The organism is Amycolatopsis nigrescens CSC17Ta-90 (assembly GCF_000384315.1).
GTDB classification, from domain to species: Bacteria; Actinomycetota; Actinomycetes; order Mycobacteriales; family Pseudonocardiaceae; genus Amycolatopsis; species Amycolatopsis nigrescens.
Genome location: NZ_ARVW01000001.1, coordinates 816,882 through 831,618, shown reverse-complemented (window position 1 = coordinate 831,618; position 14,737 = coordinate 816,882). Strand labels below are relative to the sequence as shown.

Annotated in this window: 12 protein-coding genes; 7 read left to right on the top strand and 5 right to left on the bottom strand. The window is 71.0% G+C overall.

Annotation, left to right across the window (positions count from 1 at the left end):
- Nucleotides 1-74 precede the first annotated feature (74 nt).
- Nucleotides 75-1,535: an MFS transporter gene (locus AMYNI_RS0103790; RefSeq protein ID WP_040405488.1), complete on the top strand. Its 1,461-nt coding sequence runs from the start codon at nt 75-77 to the stop codon at nt 1,533-1,535.
- Here the strand turns inward: AMYNI_RS0103790 and AMYNI_RS0103785 are convergent.
- The 3 genes from AMYNI_RS0103785 to AMYNI_RS0103780 all read right to left on the bottom strand — a co-directional run bounded on the left by AMYNI_RS0103785 (nt 1,461) and on the right by AMYNI_RS0103780 (nt 4,477).
- Complete coding sequence (locus AMYNI_RS0103785; protein WP_020666642.1) at nt 1,461-2,681, bottom strand: Bcr/CflA family multidrug efflux MFS transporter; 1,221 nt, start codon at nt 2,679-2,681, stop codon at nt 1,461-1,463. The two genes, AMYNI_RS0103790 and AMYNI_RS0103785, sit on opposite strands and share 75 nt — an antisense overlap.
- 235 nt (nt 2,682-2,916) lie before the next feature.
- Nucleotides 2,917-3,294, bottom strand: coding sequence for a GNAT family N-acetyltransferase (locus AMYNI_RS50755; protein WP_425387936.1), 378 nt, complete (start codon nt 3,292-3,294; stop codon nt 2,917-2,919).
- Between the two features lie 193 nt (nt 3,295-3,487).
- Nucleotides 3,488-4,477 (bottom strand): pirin family protein, encoded by a 990-nt coding sequence (locus AMYNI_RS0103780; RefSeq protein ID WP_020666641.1) that lies wholly within the window; start codon nt 4,475-4,477, stop codon nt 3,488-3,490.
- A gap of 46 nt (nt 4,478-4,523) precedes the next feature.
- Between AMYNI_RS0103780 and AMYNI_RS0103775 the strand changes: the two genes are divergently transcribed.
- A complete protein-coding gene (locus AMYNI_RS0103775; protein WP_020666640.1) occupies nt 4,524-4,973 on the top strand; it encodes a MarR family winged helix-turn-helix transcriptional regulator in 450 nt (149 codons plus the stop codon).
- Between the two features lie 111 nt (nt 4,974-5,084).
- Nucleotides 5,085-6,275: a PucR family transcriptional regulator gene (locus AMYNI_RS0103770; protein WP_020666639.1), complete on the top strand. Its 1,191-nt coding sequence runs from the start codon at nt 5,085-5,087 to the stop codon at nt 6,273-6,275.
- Here AMYNI_RS0103770 and AMYNI_RS0103765 read toward each other — a convergent pair.
- Nucleotides 6,253-6,684, bottom strand: coding sequence for a hypothetical protein (locus AMYNI_RS0103765; protein WP_020666638.1), 432 nt, complete (start codon nt 6,682-6,684; stop codon nt 6,253-6,255). The genes AMYNI_RS0103770 and AMYNI_RS0103765 overlap by 23 nt on opposite strands.
- A 108-nt stretch (nt 6,685-6,792) precedes the next feature.
- Between AMYNI_RS0103765 and AMYNI_RS0103760 the strand changes: the two genes are divergently transcribed.
- From AMYNI_RS0103760 to AMYNI_RS0103745, 4 genes are all read left to right on the top strand, one after another.
- Complete coding sequence (locus AMYNI_RS0103760; RefSeq protein ID WP_020666637.1) at nt 6,793-7,956, top strand: lactate 2-monooxygenase; 1,164 nt, start codon at nt 6,793-6,795, stop codon at nt 7,954-7,956.
- Between the two features lie 129 nt (nt 7,957-8,085).
- On the top strand, nt 8,086-11,943 hold the full coding sequence (gene hrpA, locus AMYNI_RS0103755; protein ID WP_020666636.1) for an ATP-dependent RNA helicase HrpA: 3,858 nt from the start codon (nt 8,086-8,088) through the stop codon (nt 11,941-11,943).
- Nucleotides 11,944-12,030: 87 nt separating this feature from the next.
- A complete protein-coding gene (locus tag AMYNI_RS0103750) occupies nt 12,031-12,501 on the top strand; it encodes a DUF3574 domain-containing protein (protein WP_245573863.1) in 471 nt (156 codons plus the stop codon).
- A gap of 121 nt (nt 12,502-12,622) precedes the next feature.
- A complete protein-coding gene (locus AMYNI_RS0103745; RefSeq protein WP_020666634.1) occupies nt 12,623-12,934 on the top strand; it encodes a hypothetical protein in 312 nt (103 codons plus the stop codon).
- Between the two features lie 10 nt (nt 12,935-12,944).
- Here the strand turns inward: AMYNI_RS0103745 and AMYNI_RS0103740 are convergent, their stop codons facing one another.
- Nucleotides 12,945-14,636: a bifunctional 3'-5' exonuclease/DNA polymerase gene (locus AMYNI_RS0103740; RefSeq protein ID WP_020666633.1), complete on the bottom strand. Its 1,692-nt coding sequence runs from the start codon at nt 14,634-14,636 to the stop codon at nt 12,945-12,947.
- Nucleotides 14,637-14,737: the final 101 nt, after the last annotated feature.

Here is a 14,737-nt window from a genome sequence, read left to right as displayed (position 1 = left end):
CCTCGTCAGGATACCTTTGTGACCTCTGGTCATTATTATGTTAGCCTCGCCTAAGTTGCTGACTGGGAGGCTTGATGGCTGCTTTGACACGAGTGCGCGTGGTACCGGACTGGCTGGTCGTGACCTTGGCCTGCTTCGGCAGTTTCGTCGTCGTGCTGGACACGATGATCGTGAACCTGGCGCTGCCGGCGATCGGCCGAGAACTCGGCTTCAGCGGGACCGACCTGCAGTGGGTGGTCAGCGGCTACCTGCTCAGCTTCGCCGGGTTCCAGTTGCTCGGCGGCCGGTGCGCGGACCTGTTCGGGGAGCGGCGGCTGTTCGTGATCGGGCTCGGCCTGTTCACCCTCGCGAACCTGGTCGGCGGGCTGGCCACGTCGCCGGCGGTGCTCGTCGGCGCCAGGATCGTGCAGGGTCTCGGCAGTGCCGCGCTGGCCCCGACCACGATGACGGTGATCAGCTCCGCGCTGCCGGAGGGGCCGCGGCGGACCAGGGGGTTCGCGGCCTGGACCGCCACCGGCAGCGTCGGCGGCGCGGCCGGAGCGGTGCTCGGCGGGGTGCTCACCGACGCGTTCGGCTGGCGGTGGACCCTGCTGGTGAAGGTGCCGATCGGGCTGGTGGGCACCGTGCTGGCCTGGTTCGCGCTGCGGGACCGGCCGACCGGCGGTCACCGGCTGGACGTGCCTGGCGCGCTGCTGGTCACCATCGGCCTCGGCAGCGCCGTCTACGGGATCACCACCGGGCAGGCGCACGGCTGGGGCAGCACGGCGACGGTGCTCGCGCTGACGCTCGGGCTGGTGCTGCTGGCGGTCTTCTGGGTGCACGAGTCGCGCTGGGCGGCCGAACCGCTGTTGCCGCCGAGCTTCTTCCGGATCGCGTCCGTCGGCAAGGCGAACGCGCTGATGTTCTGCCTCGGTGTCGGTTTCTACAGCAGCTGGTACCTGCTGTCGCTGTACCTGCAGAACGTGCTCGGCTACTCCGCGCTGGTCAGCGGGCTGGCGTTCGTGCCGCTGACCGCGGCGATCGTGGTCGGGGCGCAGCTGGCCGGCGGGCCGATCTCGAGGTGGGGTGCGAAACCGGTGGTGCTGGGCGGCCTGATGATCTCGACGGCCGGGTTCTTCGCACTCGCCTTCGTGCGGGCCGGGAGCTCGTACCCGGTTTCGGTGCTGCTGCCCGGACTGGTGTTCAGCCTCGGCTCGGGCGCGGCGTTCACCGGTATCACGGTGCTGGCCACCAGCGGCGTGCCGTCCAAGGTGGCGGGGCTCGCTTCGGGCGTCCTGAGCACCACCAAGCAGGTCTGCGGCTCGGTCGCGATCGCCGCGATGAGCACGGTGGCTGCCGGCCGGACGTCCGCCGCGCTCGCCGACCGGCAGCCGCCGGCCGAGGCACTGGCCGCCGGGTACGGCTGGGCGTTCGGGATCGGCGCGGTGTTCGCGCTGTTCGCGGTGCTGCTCGCGCTCCGGCTACCCGGCCACCGGCAGCGGCCTGAGCCCGCCGCGGCGGGTGAGCGTGCCGAAAGCGGCCAGCGCGGCCAGTGAGAATCCGGCCATCACCACGGTCATCGGGACGGCCGAGTTCGTCCCGCCGAGGCTGACCAGCGGGGTGGCCGCGGCGCCGATCACGAACTGCAGGACGCCGAGCAGGGCGCTGGCCGAACCGGCCGTCTCCGGATGACCGGTGAGGCCCAGCGAGCTCGCGTTGGGCATCACCACCCCGATGCTGGACACCAGGATCATCAGCGCGGGCAGCAACCCGGCCAGGCCGAGGTGCAGGGTCGAGGTGAGCACCAGCCCCAGCCCGGCGGCGACCGCGGTGAGCAGTCCCGCGGTGAGCAGCGTGCGTTCGGTGAGGCGGCCCACCAGCCGGGCGTTGAGCTGGCTGGCCAGCACCATGCCGACGCCGTTCGCGCCGAAGACCAGGCTGTACTGCTGGGGACTCAGCCCGTACACGCCCTGCAGGACGAAGGAGGACGCGGAAATGTAGGCGAACAGGCCCGCGAACATCAGCCCGGAGGCGAGCGCGTAGCCGACGAAACTCCGGTCGGCGAGCAGGTCGCCGTAGCCGCGCAGGATCGAGCCGAACCGGGCGGGACGGCGGTTCGCCGCGGGCAGCGGGTCGGGCAGCGCCAGCACGGTCATGATGAGCAGCAACGCGCCGATCACGCCCAGCACGACGAACACGCCGCGCCAGGAGGTGATCCGCAGCAGCTGCCCGCCCGCGATCGGCGCCAGCACCGGCGCCACGCCGCTGACCAGCATGAGCATCGAGAAGAACTTGGTCATCGCGGTGCCGGAGAACAGGTCGCGGACCATCGCCCTGGCGATCACGATCCCGGCGGCCGCGCCGAGCGACTGCAGCCCGCGGGCGGCGACGAGCAGCTCGGCCGACGGGCTCAGCGCGCAGAGCACCGACGCCACGGTGAACAGCACCAGGCCGGCGATCAGCGGGCGGCGGCGGCCGAAGGTGTCCGACAGCGGGCCGATCACGAGCTGGCCGACGGCGAGGCCGATCACGAACGTGGTCAGGGTGAGCTGGAGGGTGGCGTCGTCGCTGCGCAGGCTGCCGGCCATGGTCGGCAGGGCGGGCAGGTACATGTCGATGGAAAGCGGGGCGAAGGCGGACAGACCGCCCAGAATCAGGACATAGCGGGCCGTGCTGGTCTTCGGTGCCGCGCGCACGCTCATGTACCTCTCCCGCCCAGTGGTGTGCCGGCTGGCTCCAACGATCTTCGGGCGGCGGTTGTTCCGTGGTGTGCGGCAGAACACGTCGTGCGCGGAAAGTGCTTATGTGGAATCTGAGCTGGCCAGGTTGCCAGTTCATGATCACAGTGCAGTGGGAGCGCTATCCCTTGGTAGACCAGCATCCTGAAGGCCGTCGATGGTTGCAGTTCACAGCAAACATCGGGCGATCCTGGAACTCTTACATGGCAACCCGATCCGCGACTCGAACGCTCAACTGAACACCGAGTTCCCGAAACCCCAACGCTTGGGCCACACGGCGGGACGCGCCGGGCCGTGCCCGCCACTGCGGCAACAGCCGGTTCGCCACACCGTGCGCCACAGCCGCGCCAGCAACAACTCGTGCCAATCCGCGCCCACGCTGCTCCGGCGCCGTCAACACCGACATGTGGGCTACCCGCCCTGGCCAGCGCCGGTAGCCCGCGGCGGCAACGACCTGCCCCCCACGACGCACCACGGCGGCCGGCGAGGTGATCTCGGCAAGGTCAGATTCCTCGGCATCGCCCGCCGGAACCGACGCCAACAGGACATCGAGATCAGGATGCCCCTGCGGAACCATCTCGAGGGAAGCGAGCTCAACTGGGGCTCGCGCATCATCACCAAAGTAGGCCAACGTTGCCGGGCCAAGCACGTCAACGATCGGCATAACCCGGCCCAGGCGGTTCGGGTCACCCCAATCCGCAACCGAAAGCTACCGGATGTTCGCAATTACTTGCCCCTTCCGGCAACACTTTCCACTCACGACCGCTGGGTCACGAACCGTCGCCGAGGCGGCGTCCGGCGTGCTCCGCGGGGATCTGGCCCATCCGGCCGTCGCGGTAGTCGTGCATGGCCTCCAGGATCTCCTCCTTGGTGTTCATCACGAACGGTCCATATTGGACGACGGGCTCCCGCAGCGGCCTGCCGCCGAGCAGCAGGAGCTCCAGCTGCCCGGTGCGGTTGTCCTGCCGGTCCGCGGCGCGCACGGTGATCGCGTCACCGGCGCCGAGCACCGCGAGCTGCCCGGTCTGCAGCGTCCTGCCCTCGGCGCCGACCGCCCCTGCACCGGAGAGCACGTAGACCATCGCGCTGAAGTCCGGCTGCCATGGCGTGCGCAGCTGGGCGCCGGGGCTGAGCGACACGTGCGCGTAGCTGATCGGCGTGTAGGTCATGCCCGGTCCCTCGAAGCCACCGAAGCCGCCGAGGTCACCGGCGATCAGCCGGACCAGCGCGCCGCCGTCGGCCGAGGTGAGCAGGGTCAGCTTGTCCGCCTTCAGGTCCTGGTAACGCGGCGCGACCATCTTCTGCGCACGCGGCAGGTTCACCCACAGCTGGACGCCGTGGAACCAGCCGCCCGAGAGCACCAGCTCCTCGCTCGGCAGCTCGTCGTGCAGCACGCCCGAGCCCGCGGTCATCCACTGCGTGTCGCCCTCGTTGATCCGGCCGCCGCCACCGTGCGAGTCGTGGTGCACGAAGGTGCCGTCCATCAGGTAGGTGACGGTCTCGAAGCCGCGGTGCGGATGCCACGGCGCGCCCTTCGCCTCGTGCGGTTCGTAGGCGACCTCACCGAGGTGGTCGAGCAGGATGAACGGGTCGGCCCCCGGCAGGTCCGCGCTGGGGAACGGGCGCCGCACCGCGAAACCAGCGCCTTCCAGCTGCTGGTGGGCGGTGACCACCTGCCGCACCGGCCGCTCGGCCGCCTCCGGCGGCGGGACCGGGATCCGGGGGAGCACCAACAGGTCGGGAACGGTGATACCGGGCATGGTGTGATCCTTCCTTGCGGGATGAAGTCAGGGAAACGGAGGCGGGATGCCGAGAACGAAGTCCGCGGTGCCGGCCTGGGAGTCGTTGTTCCGCGCCCAGGTCGCGGTGATCAGGCGCCTCCAGCGTGCGCATCGCGGCGCCGAGGTGCCGATGCGCGAGTACGACGTGCTGTACAACCTGTCCCGCTTCCCGGATACCGGACTGCGGCTGCGCGAGTTGAACGAGCACATCTTGCTCAACCAGTCCAGCCTGAGCAGGCTGGTCGAGCGGATGGAGGAGGACGGGCTGGTCAGCCGTTCCGGTGACGCCGGCGACCGGCGTGGCACCGTGGTCAGGCTGACCGGGCACGGCCTGGCCGTGCAGCGCCGGATCGGCCGCGAGCACGCGGCCGCCATCGGCAAGTACGTCGGCGGCGCGCTGACCGCGGACGAACTCCGTACCCTGCACCGGCTTTGTGAAAAGCTGCGGCTGGCGCAGGAGAGCATTCCCGGCTAGGCGCATCGCGAGCCTCCTCCAAGTCCATGCATTTGCATGAACCTGACGGGAAGAGCGCCCGCGCCAGGCCAGTTATTCCCGCATCGGACGGCCCACTCAGGGAGCGCGCACGTGGACGATCTCGGCCAGCACCTGGCCAGGGTGCAGATCACCAGGCTGGACGCGCTCACCGACAACCTGGTGGGTGACATCCTCGCCGAGAACCCCGGCTACCACGACGCCGCGCTGGTCTCGCTCGCCGAGCTGCGGCGGTCCTGCCGGGCCAACCTGGAACGGGTGCTGCAACTGCTCGGCAAGACCGTGCCCGAAGGCGTCGACCCGTTCGACGCGGCGACGGTCACCGGGGCGCGACGCGCGGAGCAGCGGGTGCCGCTGCACTCGGTGCTGCGCTCGTACCGGCTCGGCGGCCGGGTGATCTGGCGGGCGCTGGTGCAGATGGCCAAGGAGGACGACCGGGTGGACCGCGACCAGCTGCTGGACGTCGCCACCCAGGTCTGGACCGTGGTGGACGAGGCTTCCTCCGAGGTGGCCAGCGCGTACCGGAGCGCCGAGCTGCAGCTTCGCCGCCTCGACGAGCACCGGCGGCACGCGCTGGTCGAGGACCTGCTGCGCGGCCGCGGCCGGGAACCGGGGTTCGCCGCGCAGGCCGCGACCGAGCTCGCACTGCCCGCCGAGAGCGACTACGTGGTGCTGGTCGCGGACCTGGCCCCGGACGGCACGCCCGGCCTGGTCATGCCGCAGGACGCGCTGGCGGTGTACGGGGTGCGGTCGGTGTGGCAGCCGCGCGGGCAGACCCTGCTCGGCCTGGTCGCGCTGGAACAGCGGTCGCTCGACTCGGTGCTCGGCCTGGTGCGCGGCGGGGTGCGGGCCAGGGTCGGGGTGAGCCCTCCGTCGCACGGGCTCGGTGAGCTCGGGGTCGCGTACGAGTTCGCCGCGCTCGCCCTGCGCACCCTGCCGCCGGAGGAAGCCGGGCTGGCCCGGCTGGACGAGCGGCTGCCGGAGGCGCTGGTGGTGGCCTCGCCGGAGCTGGCCGACCGACTGGTGGTCACCGTGCTCGGCCCGCTGCTCCGGCTGCCCGCTGCGGAACGTGATGTGCTGCTGGGCACGCTGAGCGCTTGGCTGGCCACCAACCGCTCGGCGGTGGCCACCGCCGAGCGGCTCTACTGCCATCGCAACACCGTGCTGAACCGGTTGCGGCGGCTGGAAAAACTGCTCGGCCGCTCGCCGCAGGCGGACGAGAGCCGGGTGACCTTGTCGCTGGCGCTGATCGCGCACCGGCTCACTGGCGGCTCAGCCGGTTGACCAGGTCCACCAGGCCGGTGAGCACCGCGGGCCGGTCGGTCGACGGGTCGGTGGTGCGCACCTTCTTGGTGCTGCCGTCCTGGTAACCGACGGTGATCTCGATGGTGTAGCCGTCGCGGAGCTGCTCGTTGACGTACTGCTCGTCGAGCGCCCGGAAATCCGGGTCGCCGAGCTGCTCGAACAGCCAGGTCCGGTCCTGCGGCAGCAGGGTCCGCTCGCCCTGGTCCACCCGCAGGTTCCAGCGGTCGCCGGTGTACCCGCCGCTTCTGGCCAGCTCCACCCAGCTCGCCGGGCTCTCGACGGCCGACGCGGACGGTAGCGATGGCGCCGTCGGTGCCGGAGGCGCCGGCTCGGTGCAGCCGGCCAGCAGGGCCAACAACAGTCCGCCGAGGGCCAGAAGGGTGCGCATACCCGCGAAGACGGAGCGGGGCGCGCATTCGGTTGCGTCCGGTGGGCGGATCCGGCGAACCCGTAGGGTACCGGCTGGTATGCAGGGGGCTGAGCCGAGGAGGTGTCTGTGACCGAGCGATTCGGTGGCTACCAGAACGAGATCTACCTGCAGGGCCTTGGTGGCACGAAGCCCCTGTTCTCCACCAACCCGACCCTGCTCGAGGACTCCGCGGCGAAGGTGCTGGAGTCGGAACCGTTCTGGTACGTCGCGGGCGGCGCCGGCGCGATGGCGACCGTGCGAGCCAACCGCGAGGCCTTCGACCGGTGGAAGATCGTGCCCCGGATGCTCACCGACGCCACCGAACGGGAGCTGGCGACCACGGTGCTCGGCACCCCGATGCCGGCGCCGGTGCTGCTCGCGCCGGTCGGCGTGCAGTCCATCGTGCACGCCGACGCGGAACGGGCCACCGCCCGCGCGGCCGCCGCGCTGGGCGTGCCGATGATCCTGTCCACCGCGGCGTCCACCACCATCGAGGACGTGGCCGAGGCGAGCGGCGACGGCCCGCGGTGGTTCCAGCTGTACTGGCCCACCGACCCGGACGTCTGCGCGAGCATCCTGGCCAGGGCGAAGAAGGCCGGCTACCGCACGCTGGTGGTCACCCTGGACACCTGGACGCTGGCTTGGCGGCCGTGCGACCTGGACCAGGCCTACCTGCCGTTCCTGCACGGGGACGGCATGGCGATCCCGTTCTCCGACCCGGCTTTCCGCGCGCTGCTGGACAAGACCCCGGAGGAGGACGCGCCGACCGCGATCCTGCGCTGGATCGGCATGGTCACCGGCACCGACAAGAGCTGGGACCGGCTGTCCTTCCTGCGCGAGCACTGGGACGGCCCGATCGTGCTCAAGGGCATCCAGCACCCCGACGACGCGCGGCGGGCGGCGGACGCCGGGATGGACGGCGTGGTCGTGTCGAACCACGGCGGCCGCCAGGTGGACGGCGCGCTCGGGTCGCTGGACGCGCTGCCCGGGGTGGTGCACGCGGTCGGTGACCGGCTCGAGGTGCTGTTCGACTCCGGCGTGCGCACCGGCGCGGACGTGCTCAAGGCGCTCGCGCTCGGCGCGAAGGCGGTGCTGATCGGGCGGCCGTACATGTACGGCCTGGCGCACGCGGGCGAGGACGGGGTGCGGCACGTGCTGCGCAGCCTGCTCGCGGACCTGGACCTCACCCTCGCCCTCTCCGGGCACCGGAGCATCGCGGAACTGTCGCCGGCGAGCCTGGTCCGGTCCTGAACGGACTCCGGGCGGGGAGTCGCCTACCGCATATTCGGAGGCGGGAGCCGGTCACGCAGGGCTATTCTCGGCGGAAGTATGTCTACCCAATCCCCCCTTGACGGCCTGCGGGCCCGGCTGCCCGAGTTGATGCCGCGTGACCGGCAGCGGCTGCGGCGGCGGATCGAAGGTGCCCGCAAGGCGCGCGGTGACCAGCGGGCGGTAGCGGACCAGATCGCCGCCGACATCGACGCGGCCGAGCTGCGGGTCCAACTCCGCCGCGAGTCGGTGCCGACGCTGAAGTACCCGCCGGAACTGCCGGTCAGCCAGCGCAAGGACGACATCGCCGCGGCCATCCGCGAGCACCAGGTGGTGATCGTGGCCGGGGAGACCGGTTCCGGCAAGACCACCCAGCTGCCCAAGATCTGCCTGGAGCTCGGCCTCGGCGTGCGCGGCCAGATCGGGCACACGCAGCCGCGGCGGCTGGCCGCGCGCACGGTGGCCGAGCGGATCGCCGGCGAACTGGACACCGAGCTGGGCAGCGCGGTCGGCTACAAGGTGCGGTTCACCGACCAGTCGGGGGACGACACGCTGGTCAAGCTGATGACCGACGGCATCCTGCTGGCCGAGATCCAGACCGACCGGATGCTGCACCGGTACGACACGCTGATCATCGACGAGGCGCACGAGCGCAGCCTGAACATCGACTTCATCCTCGGCTATCTCAAGCAGCTGCTGCCGCGCCGGCCGGACCTGAAGGTGATCATCACCTCGGCCACCATCGACCCGGAGCGGTTTTCCCGGCACTTCAGCGACGCGCCGATCGTCGAGGTTTCCGGCCGGACCTACCCGGTCGAGGTGCGATACCGGCCGGTGATCGACGATACCGACCCCGACTCGATCGACAAGGACCGCGACCAGACCCAGGCGATCTGCGACGCGGTGGACGAGCTGGCCGCCGAGGGGCCGGGCGACATCCTGGTGTTCCTCTCCGGTGAGCGCGAGATCCGGGACACCGCCGACGTGCTTAACCGGCAGAACCTACGCGACACCGAGGTGCTGCCGTTGTACGCGCGGCTTTCGTCGGCGGACCAGCACCGGGTGTTCCAGCGGCACACCGGGCGGCGGGTGGTGCTGGCCACGAACGTCGCGGAGACCTCGCTGACCGTGCCGGGCATCAAGTACGTTGTCGACCCCGGTACCGCGCGGATCTCCCGGTACAGCCACCGGACCAAGGTGCAGCGGCTGCCGATCGAGGCGATCTCGCAGGCGTCGGCGAACCAGCGCAAGGGCCGCTGCGGGCGGACCTCGGACGGGATCTGCGTCCGGCTCTACTCCGAAGAGGACTTCGAGGCGCGCCCGGAGTTCACCGATCCGGAGATCCTGCGGACCAACCTGGCGTCGGTGATCCTGCAGATGACCTCGCTCGGGCTCGGCGACATCGCCGCGTTCCCGTTCGTCGAGCCGCCGGACCGCCGCCAGGTGACCGACGGGGTGCACCTGCTACAGGAACTCGGTGCGCTGGACCCGGCGCAGCAGGACGTGCAGAAACGGCTGACGCCGGTGGGACGCAAGCTGGCGCAGCTGCCGGTGGACCCGCGGATGGGCCGGATGGTGCTGGAGGCTGCCGAGCACGGCTGCGTGCGCGAGGTGATGATCATCGCCGCCGCACTGTCCATTCAGGACCCGAGGGAACGGCCGGCGGAGAAGCAGCAGGCGGCCGCGGAGAAACACGCCAGGTTCGTGGACAAGACCTCCGACTTCCAGGCATACCTGAACCTGTGGGAGTATCTGCGGGAGCAGCAGAAGGCATTGTCCACCAACCAGTTCCGCAAGCTGTGCAAGGCGGAGTTCCTGAACTACCTCCGGGTGCGGGAGTGGCAGGACATCTACAGCCAGCTGCGGCAGCTGGCCAAGCCGCTCGGGGTCACGCTGAACTCGACGCCGGCCGACCCGCAGCGCGTGCACACCTCGCTGATCGCCGGGCTGCTGTCCCACATCGGGCTGAAGGATCCGGCCACCGGGGACTACCTCGGCGCGCGCGGGGCCAGGTTCTCGGTGTTCCCGGGGTCGGCGCTGTTCAAGAAGCAGCCGCGTTGGGTGATGTCGGCCGAACTGGTGGAGACCTCCCGGCTGTGGGGCAGGGTGAACGCCAGGATCGAACCTGAATGGGTCGAGCCGCTGGCTGGGCACGTGGTCAAGCGCAGCTACTCGGAGCCGCACTGGGAACGTAAGCAGGGCGCGGTGATGGCGCTGGAGAAGGTCACCCTGTACGGCGTGCCGCTGGTCGCCGGGCGCAAGGTGAACTACGGCCGGATCGACCCGGAGCTGTGCCGGGAGCTGTTCATCCGGCACGCGCTGGTCGAGGGGGACTGGCACACCAACCACCGGTTCTTCCAGGAGAACCGGGAGCTGCTGGACGAGGTCGAGGATCTGGAGAACCGGGCAAGGCGGCGCGACATCCTGGTCGACGACGAGACCCTGTTCGAGTTCTACGACCAGCGGGTCGGCCAGGAAGTGGTGTCCGCGCGGCATTTCGACACCTGGTGGAAGAAGACCCGCCGGGAGCAGCCGGACCTGCTCAGCTTCGAGAAGACGATGCTGATCAACGAGACGGCTTCCGGGGTGCGCGAGGCCGACTATCCGGACACCTGGCGCCAGGGCGCGCTGACGTTCCCGCTGACCTACCAGTTCGAGCCGGGCGCGGACGCGGACGGGGTGACCGCGCATCTGCCGCTGCCGGTGCTCAACCAGGTCGTGCCGGACGGGTTCGACTGGCAGGTGCCCGGCCTGCGCGAGGAGCTGGTCACCGCGTTGATCAAGTCGCTGCCGAAGCAGCTGCGGCGCAACTTCGTGCCGGCGCCGGACCACGCGAAGCTGGTGCTTTCCAGGGTCGGTCCCGAGGACGGGCCGCTGCTCGACGTGCTCGCGGCCGAGCTGACGGACCTGCGCGGGGTGACCGTGCGGCCGGAGGACTGGCAGCTCGCGGCGGTGCCGGAGCACCTCAAGATCACCTTCCGGGTGCTGGACGACCGGGGCCGCAAGCTGGCCGAGGGCAAGGACGTGGAAGAGCTGAAGCGGCGGCTCAGCGGCGAGGTCAGGGCGACGATCTCGAGCGCGGCGGACAGCCTCGAAAAGGCCGGGCTGCGCACCCCGGCGTTCGGCGAGCTGCCGAAGGTGTTCGAGAGCAGGCAGGCCGGGCACGAGGTGAAGGCATACCCGGCGCTGGTGGACGAGGGCGACACGGTCGCGGTCCGGATGCTCGACACCGCCGGACGGCAGCGGCAGGCGATGTGGCAGGGCACCAGGAAGCTGCTGCGACTGAACCTGCCGTCGCCGATGAAGTTCATCAACCGCAACCTGGGCAACCAGTCCAAGCTGGTGCTCAACCGCAACCCGCACGGCAGTGTGGCCGCGCTGCTCGAGGACTGCGTGAACTGCGCGGTGGACGAGCTGGTCACCGCGAACGGCGGGCCGACCTGGGACGACGCCGGGTTCAAGGTGCTGCTGGAGAAGGTGCGCGGCGGGGTGAACACCGCGGTGCTCGGCGTGCTCCGGGAGGTCGAGCGCATTCTGCTGGCGGCGAACGAGGCCGAGGCCGCGCTGGCCGACGCCAGCGGGCCGGCCGAGTCGCTGGCGGACATCCGGGCGCAGCTGGCCGGGCTGGTGTACCCGGGTTTCGTCACCGCGACCGGGACGGCGAGGCTGCCGGACGTGGTGCGGTACCTGCAAGCGATCGGGCGCCGGCTGGAGAAGCTGTCCAGGGACGCGCCGCGGGATCTGGAGCGGCTCCGGGACGTGCAGTGGCTGCAGGAGGAGTACCGGGCGCAGTTGGCCGCGTTGCCGCCCGGCACGGCGGTTCCGGCCGCGTTGGCTGGCGTGCGGTGGATGATCGAAGAACTGCGCGTCAGCTATTTCGCGCAGACACTGGGCACCGCCCATCCGGTGTCCACGAAACGGATCCTGCGGGCGCTGGACGACGCGGTGGCCGCGTCGGACCTGGGCTAGCACCCGATCGGGGCCTGCCGGCGCGCTAGTTACTTGCCTTACGCTGCAAGGGATCCGCGGGTCGCGGGCGAGCCGGAGGGGGTTGGCGTGCAGAAGTCGAGAAGGACCGTGCTGGCGGGTGCCGCGGCGGCGTTGGTGCTGGGACTCGGTGGTGGCGCGGCTGCCTCTGTAGCCTCGGCAGCCGGCACCCCGGTCGCGGCCGATCCGCTGCCGAGCACCGAGAACGCACCGCCCGATCTGTTCCAGCGGACCGAGCTCTTTTTCGGAACCGGAATTCCATCCGGTGGCGAGGTCACCCCCGAGGAGTTCCAGAACTTTGTCGACAAGGAAGTCACCCCGGCCTTTCCGGAGGGGCTCAGCAAGCTGACCGCGGAAGGCCAGTGGCGCGGTGCCTCCGGTGAGATCGTCAAGGAGCGGACCTACCTGATGATCCTGCTGTACCCGGTGTCCGACCGGGCCAAGAACGGGGAGATCGAGGAGATCCGCGACGACTACAAGCGCTTCTTCGACCAGGAGTCCGTGCTGCGGGCCGATTCCGTGCAGCGGGTCTCGTTCTAGAGAACCTAGAGAACCTAGAGAACTACGTATCCGTATACGTAGTTTCCCGGTGGTTTCCCCAGCCGCCCGCTCGCAGACTTGCCGCATCGGGTTTCAACGGCGAGACACGGAGGCGGCAGTCATGCGAACCACTTCACGGGAAGCCCGGCGCCCGGCCGGGGTGCCGCCCGCCGCGCTCAGTTACCGCGAGCGCGCCATCCTGCTCGCCGTTCGGGACCACCGGGCGCTGATCACCGGCAGCTCCGAACCGGACCTGCTGATCGACGGGCTCTACTGCTGCGACCAGGCGATCGCGCACGCCCTGTTCCACCACGGCTGGATCCGCCCGGCGCTGCGCGCGGCGGTGTCCGATCCGGTGCCGGCCGAGCTCACCCCGGACGGCCGGGCGGCGCTGCTGGCGACCGCGGCCGGCGACACCCCGGTCGCCTCGTGACCCGCCCGGGTCACTTGGCGTCCGCGTAGCAGTCCACGATCGCCGCCGTCATCGGGAAGCGGACCGGGCAGGCGGACCCGAACACCAGCCCGGCCGCATCGGCCACGGCCGCCGCCAGTGCGGCGCGTACCTCCTCCGCCAGTTCCTCCGGCGTATGCACCAGCACCTCGTCGTGCTGGAAGAAGACCAGGTGCGCGGGCGACGGCAGTCGCTGCCGCAGGCTCGCCAGCAGTACCGCGGTCCAGTCCGCCGCACTGGCCTGCACCACGAAGTTGCGGGTGAACCGGCCCCACTCCCGCGCGGCCCGCCGGGCTTTGCCTTCCGCGGCAAGGTTTTCCGTGCTTTCGCCGGTCAGTTTCCGCCAGGCGGCCGACGGCGCCGGTGAGGTCCGGCCGAGCCGGGAGCGCACCCGCTCGCCGCGTTCCCCTGCCTGCGCCGCATTCTCCACATAGGACACCGCGGCCGGGAAACGCTGCCGCAGCAAGGCGAGCAGGGCGGACGCCTCCCCGGCGGTGCCGCCGTACATGGCGGACAGCATGGCGATCTTCGCCCGTGCGCGGTCGTCCCGTTCGCCGAGGCGCGGGTCGGGCGGCGGGCGGTTTCCCCCGGAGAACATCGCCTCGGCGAGGCTGGCGTACAGGTCGGTGGAACCGGACACCTCGGCCAGCTTCCGGTCGCCGGACAGCGCCGCCAGCACCCTGGGCTCGAGCTGCGCCGCGTCGGCCACCACGAGCTTCCAGCCGGGGTCCGCGCGGACGCACACGCGCAGCGTGCGCGGGATCTGCAGGGCCGCGCCGCCCCGGCTGGCCCACCGGCCGGACACCACCCCGCCGACCACGTAGACCGGTCGGAACCGCCCGCCGGAGACCCAGTCGTCCAGCCAGGACCAGCCGTGCGCGGAGTACAGCCTGCCGAGTTCCTTGTACTCCAGCAGCGGGGCGACCGCCGGATGGTCCACCTCGCGCAGCACGTGCGCCCGCGCCGAGGACACCTCGATCCCGGCGCGCCCGAACGCGCGCACCACGCTGGGCGGATGGTCCGGGTTGACCGGGCGACCGAAGGCGGTGCCGATCTCGGCGGCCAGCTCGGCCAGCCGCCGGGGCCGCTGCCCGGCCGGCACCCGCGGCCCGAGCAGTTCGGTGAGCAGGGCGTCGTGCACGTCGGGCCGCCAGGGCAGGCCGTCCACGGACATCTCGGCGGCGGCCAGCGCGCTGGCGGACTCGGCTGCGATCAGCAGCCGCATCCGCTCCGGATGCCCGGTCGCGGCGATCCGGCGCTCCTGCTCGGCGAGCACGATCTCGGCCGCCTCGACCACGGACACCCCGGGCGGCAGGCCGGAGCCGCGGGCGTCGAACAGGGTCGGCTGGTCGTCCAGCCCGGCCGGCGCCGCGTCCGGCGGCGGCTCCTGCCCCCGCGCCCTGGCCAGCGCCGCCGCGAGGCCCCTCGGCTCGCCTTCCCGCCCTTCGTGCGCGAGCAGCAGCCCTTCGGCCAGGGTGAGGTCGTGGCAGCGGGCCACCCGGACCCCGGCCCGCAGCAGCACCGGGTACATCAGCTCGACGGACGGGAACACCCAGCGTGGCCTGCCGGATCGTTCCTGTTCGGTCACCTGGCCGGTCACGCCGGCGGTGCTCAGCTCCCGGCGGCCGGCCGGGGTCAGCGCGGAGTAGACGCCATCCCGCTCTTGACCGACGATGAGGTGCACACCGGGATTCTGCTCTTGACCACCGACAGTTCCCGGCCGAAGTGGTAGCTGCGAAGATGCCACCCTTAAGCTACTGTCCAGTAGCGATGCATACCGTCAGT

What these genes read in the sequence shown, in the direction of transcription:
- AMYNI_RS0103790 (WP_040405488.1), top strand. Translation starts at nt 75, where the DNA reads ATGGCTGCTTTGACACGAGTGCGCGTGGTACCGGACTGGCTGGTCGTG.
- AMYNI_RS0103785 (WP_020666642.1), bottom strand. Translation starts at nt 2,681, where the DNA reads ATGAGCGTGCGCGCGGCACCGAAGACCAGCACGGCCCGCTATGTCCTG.
- AMYNI_RS50755 (WP_425387936.1), bottom strand. Translation starts at nt 3,294, where the DNA reads ATGGTTCCGCAGGGGCATCCTGATCTCGATGTCCTGTTGGCGTCGGTT.
- AMYNI_RS0103780 (WP_020666641.1), bottom strand. Translation starts at nt 4,477, where the DNA reads ATGCCCGGTATCACCGTTCCCGACCTGTTGGTGCTCCCCCGGATCCCG.
- AMYNI_RS0103775 (WP_020666640.1), top strand. Translation starts at nt 4,524, where the DNA reads ATGCCGAGAACGAAGTCCGCGGTGCCGGCCTGGGAGTCGTTGTTCCGC.
- AMYNI_RS0103765 (WP_020666638.1), bottom strand. Translation starts at nt 6,684, where the DNA reads ATGCGCACCCTTCTGGCCCTCGGCGGACTGTTGTTGGCCCTGCTGGCC.
- hrpA (WP_020666636.1), top strand. Translation starts at nt 8,086, where the DNA reads ATGCCGCGTGACCGGCAGCGGCTGCGGCGGCGGATCGAAGGTGCCCGC.
- AMYNI_RS0103745 (WP_020666634.1), top strand. Translation starts at nt 12,623, where the DNA reads ATGCGAACCACTTCACGGGAAGCCCGGCGCCCGGCCGGGGTGCCGCCC.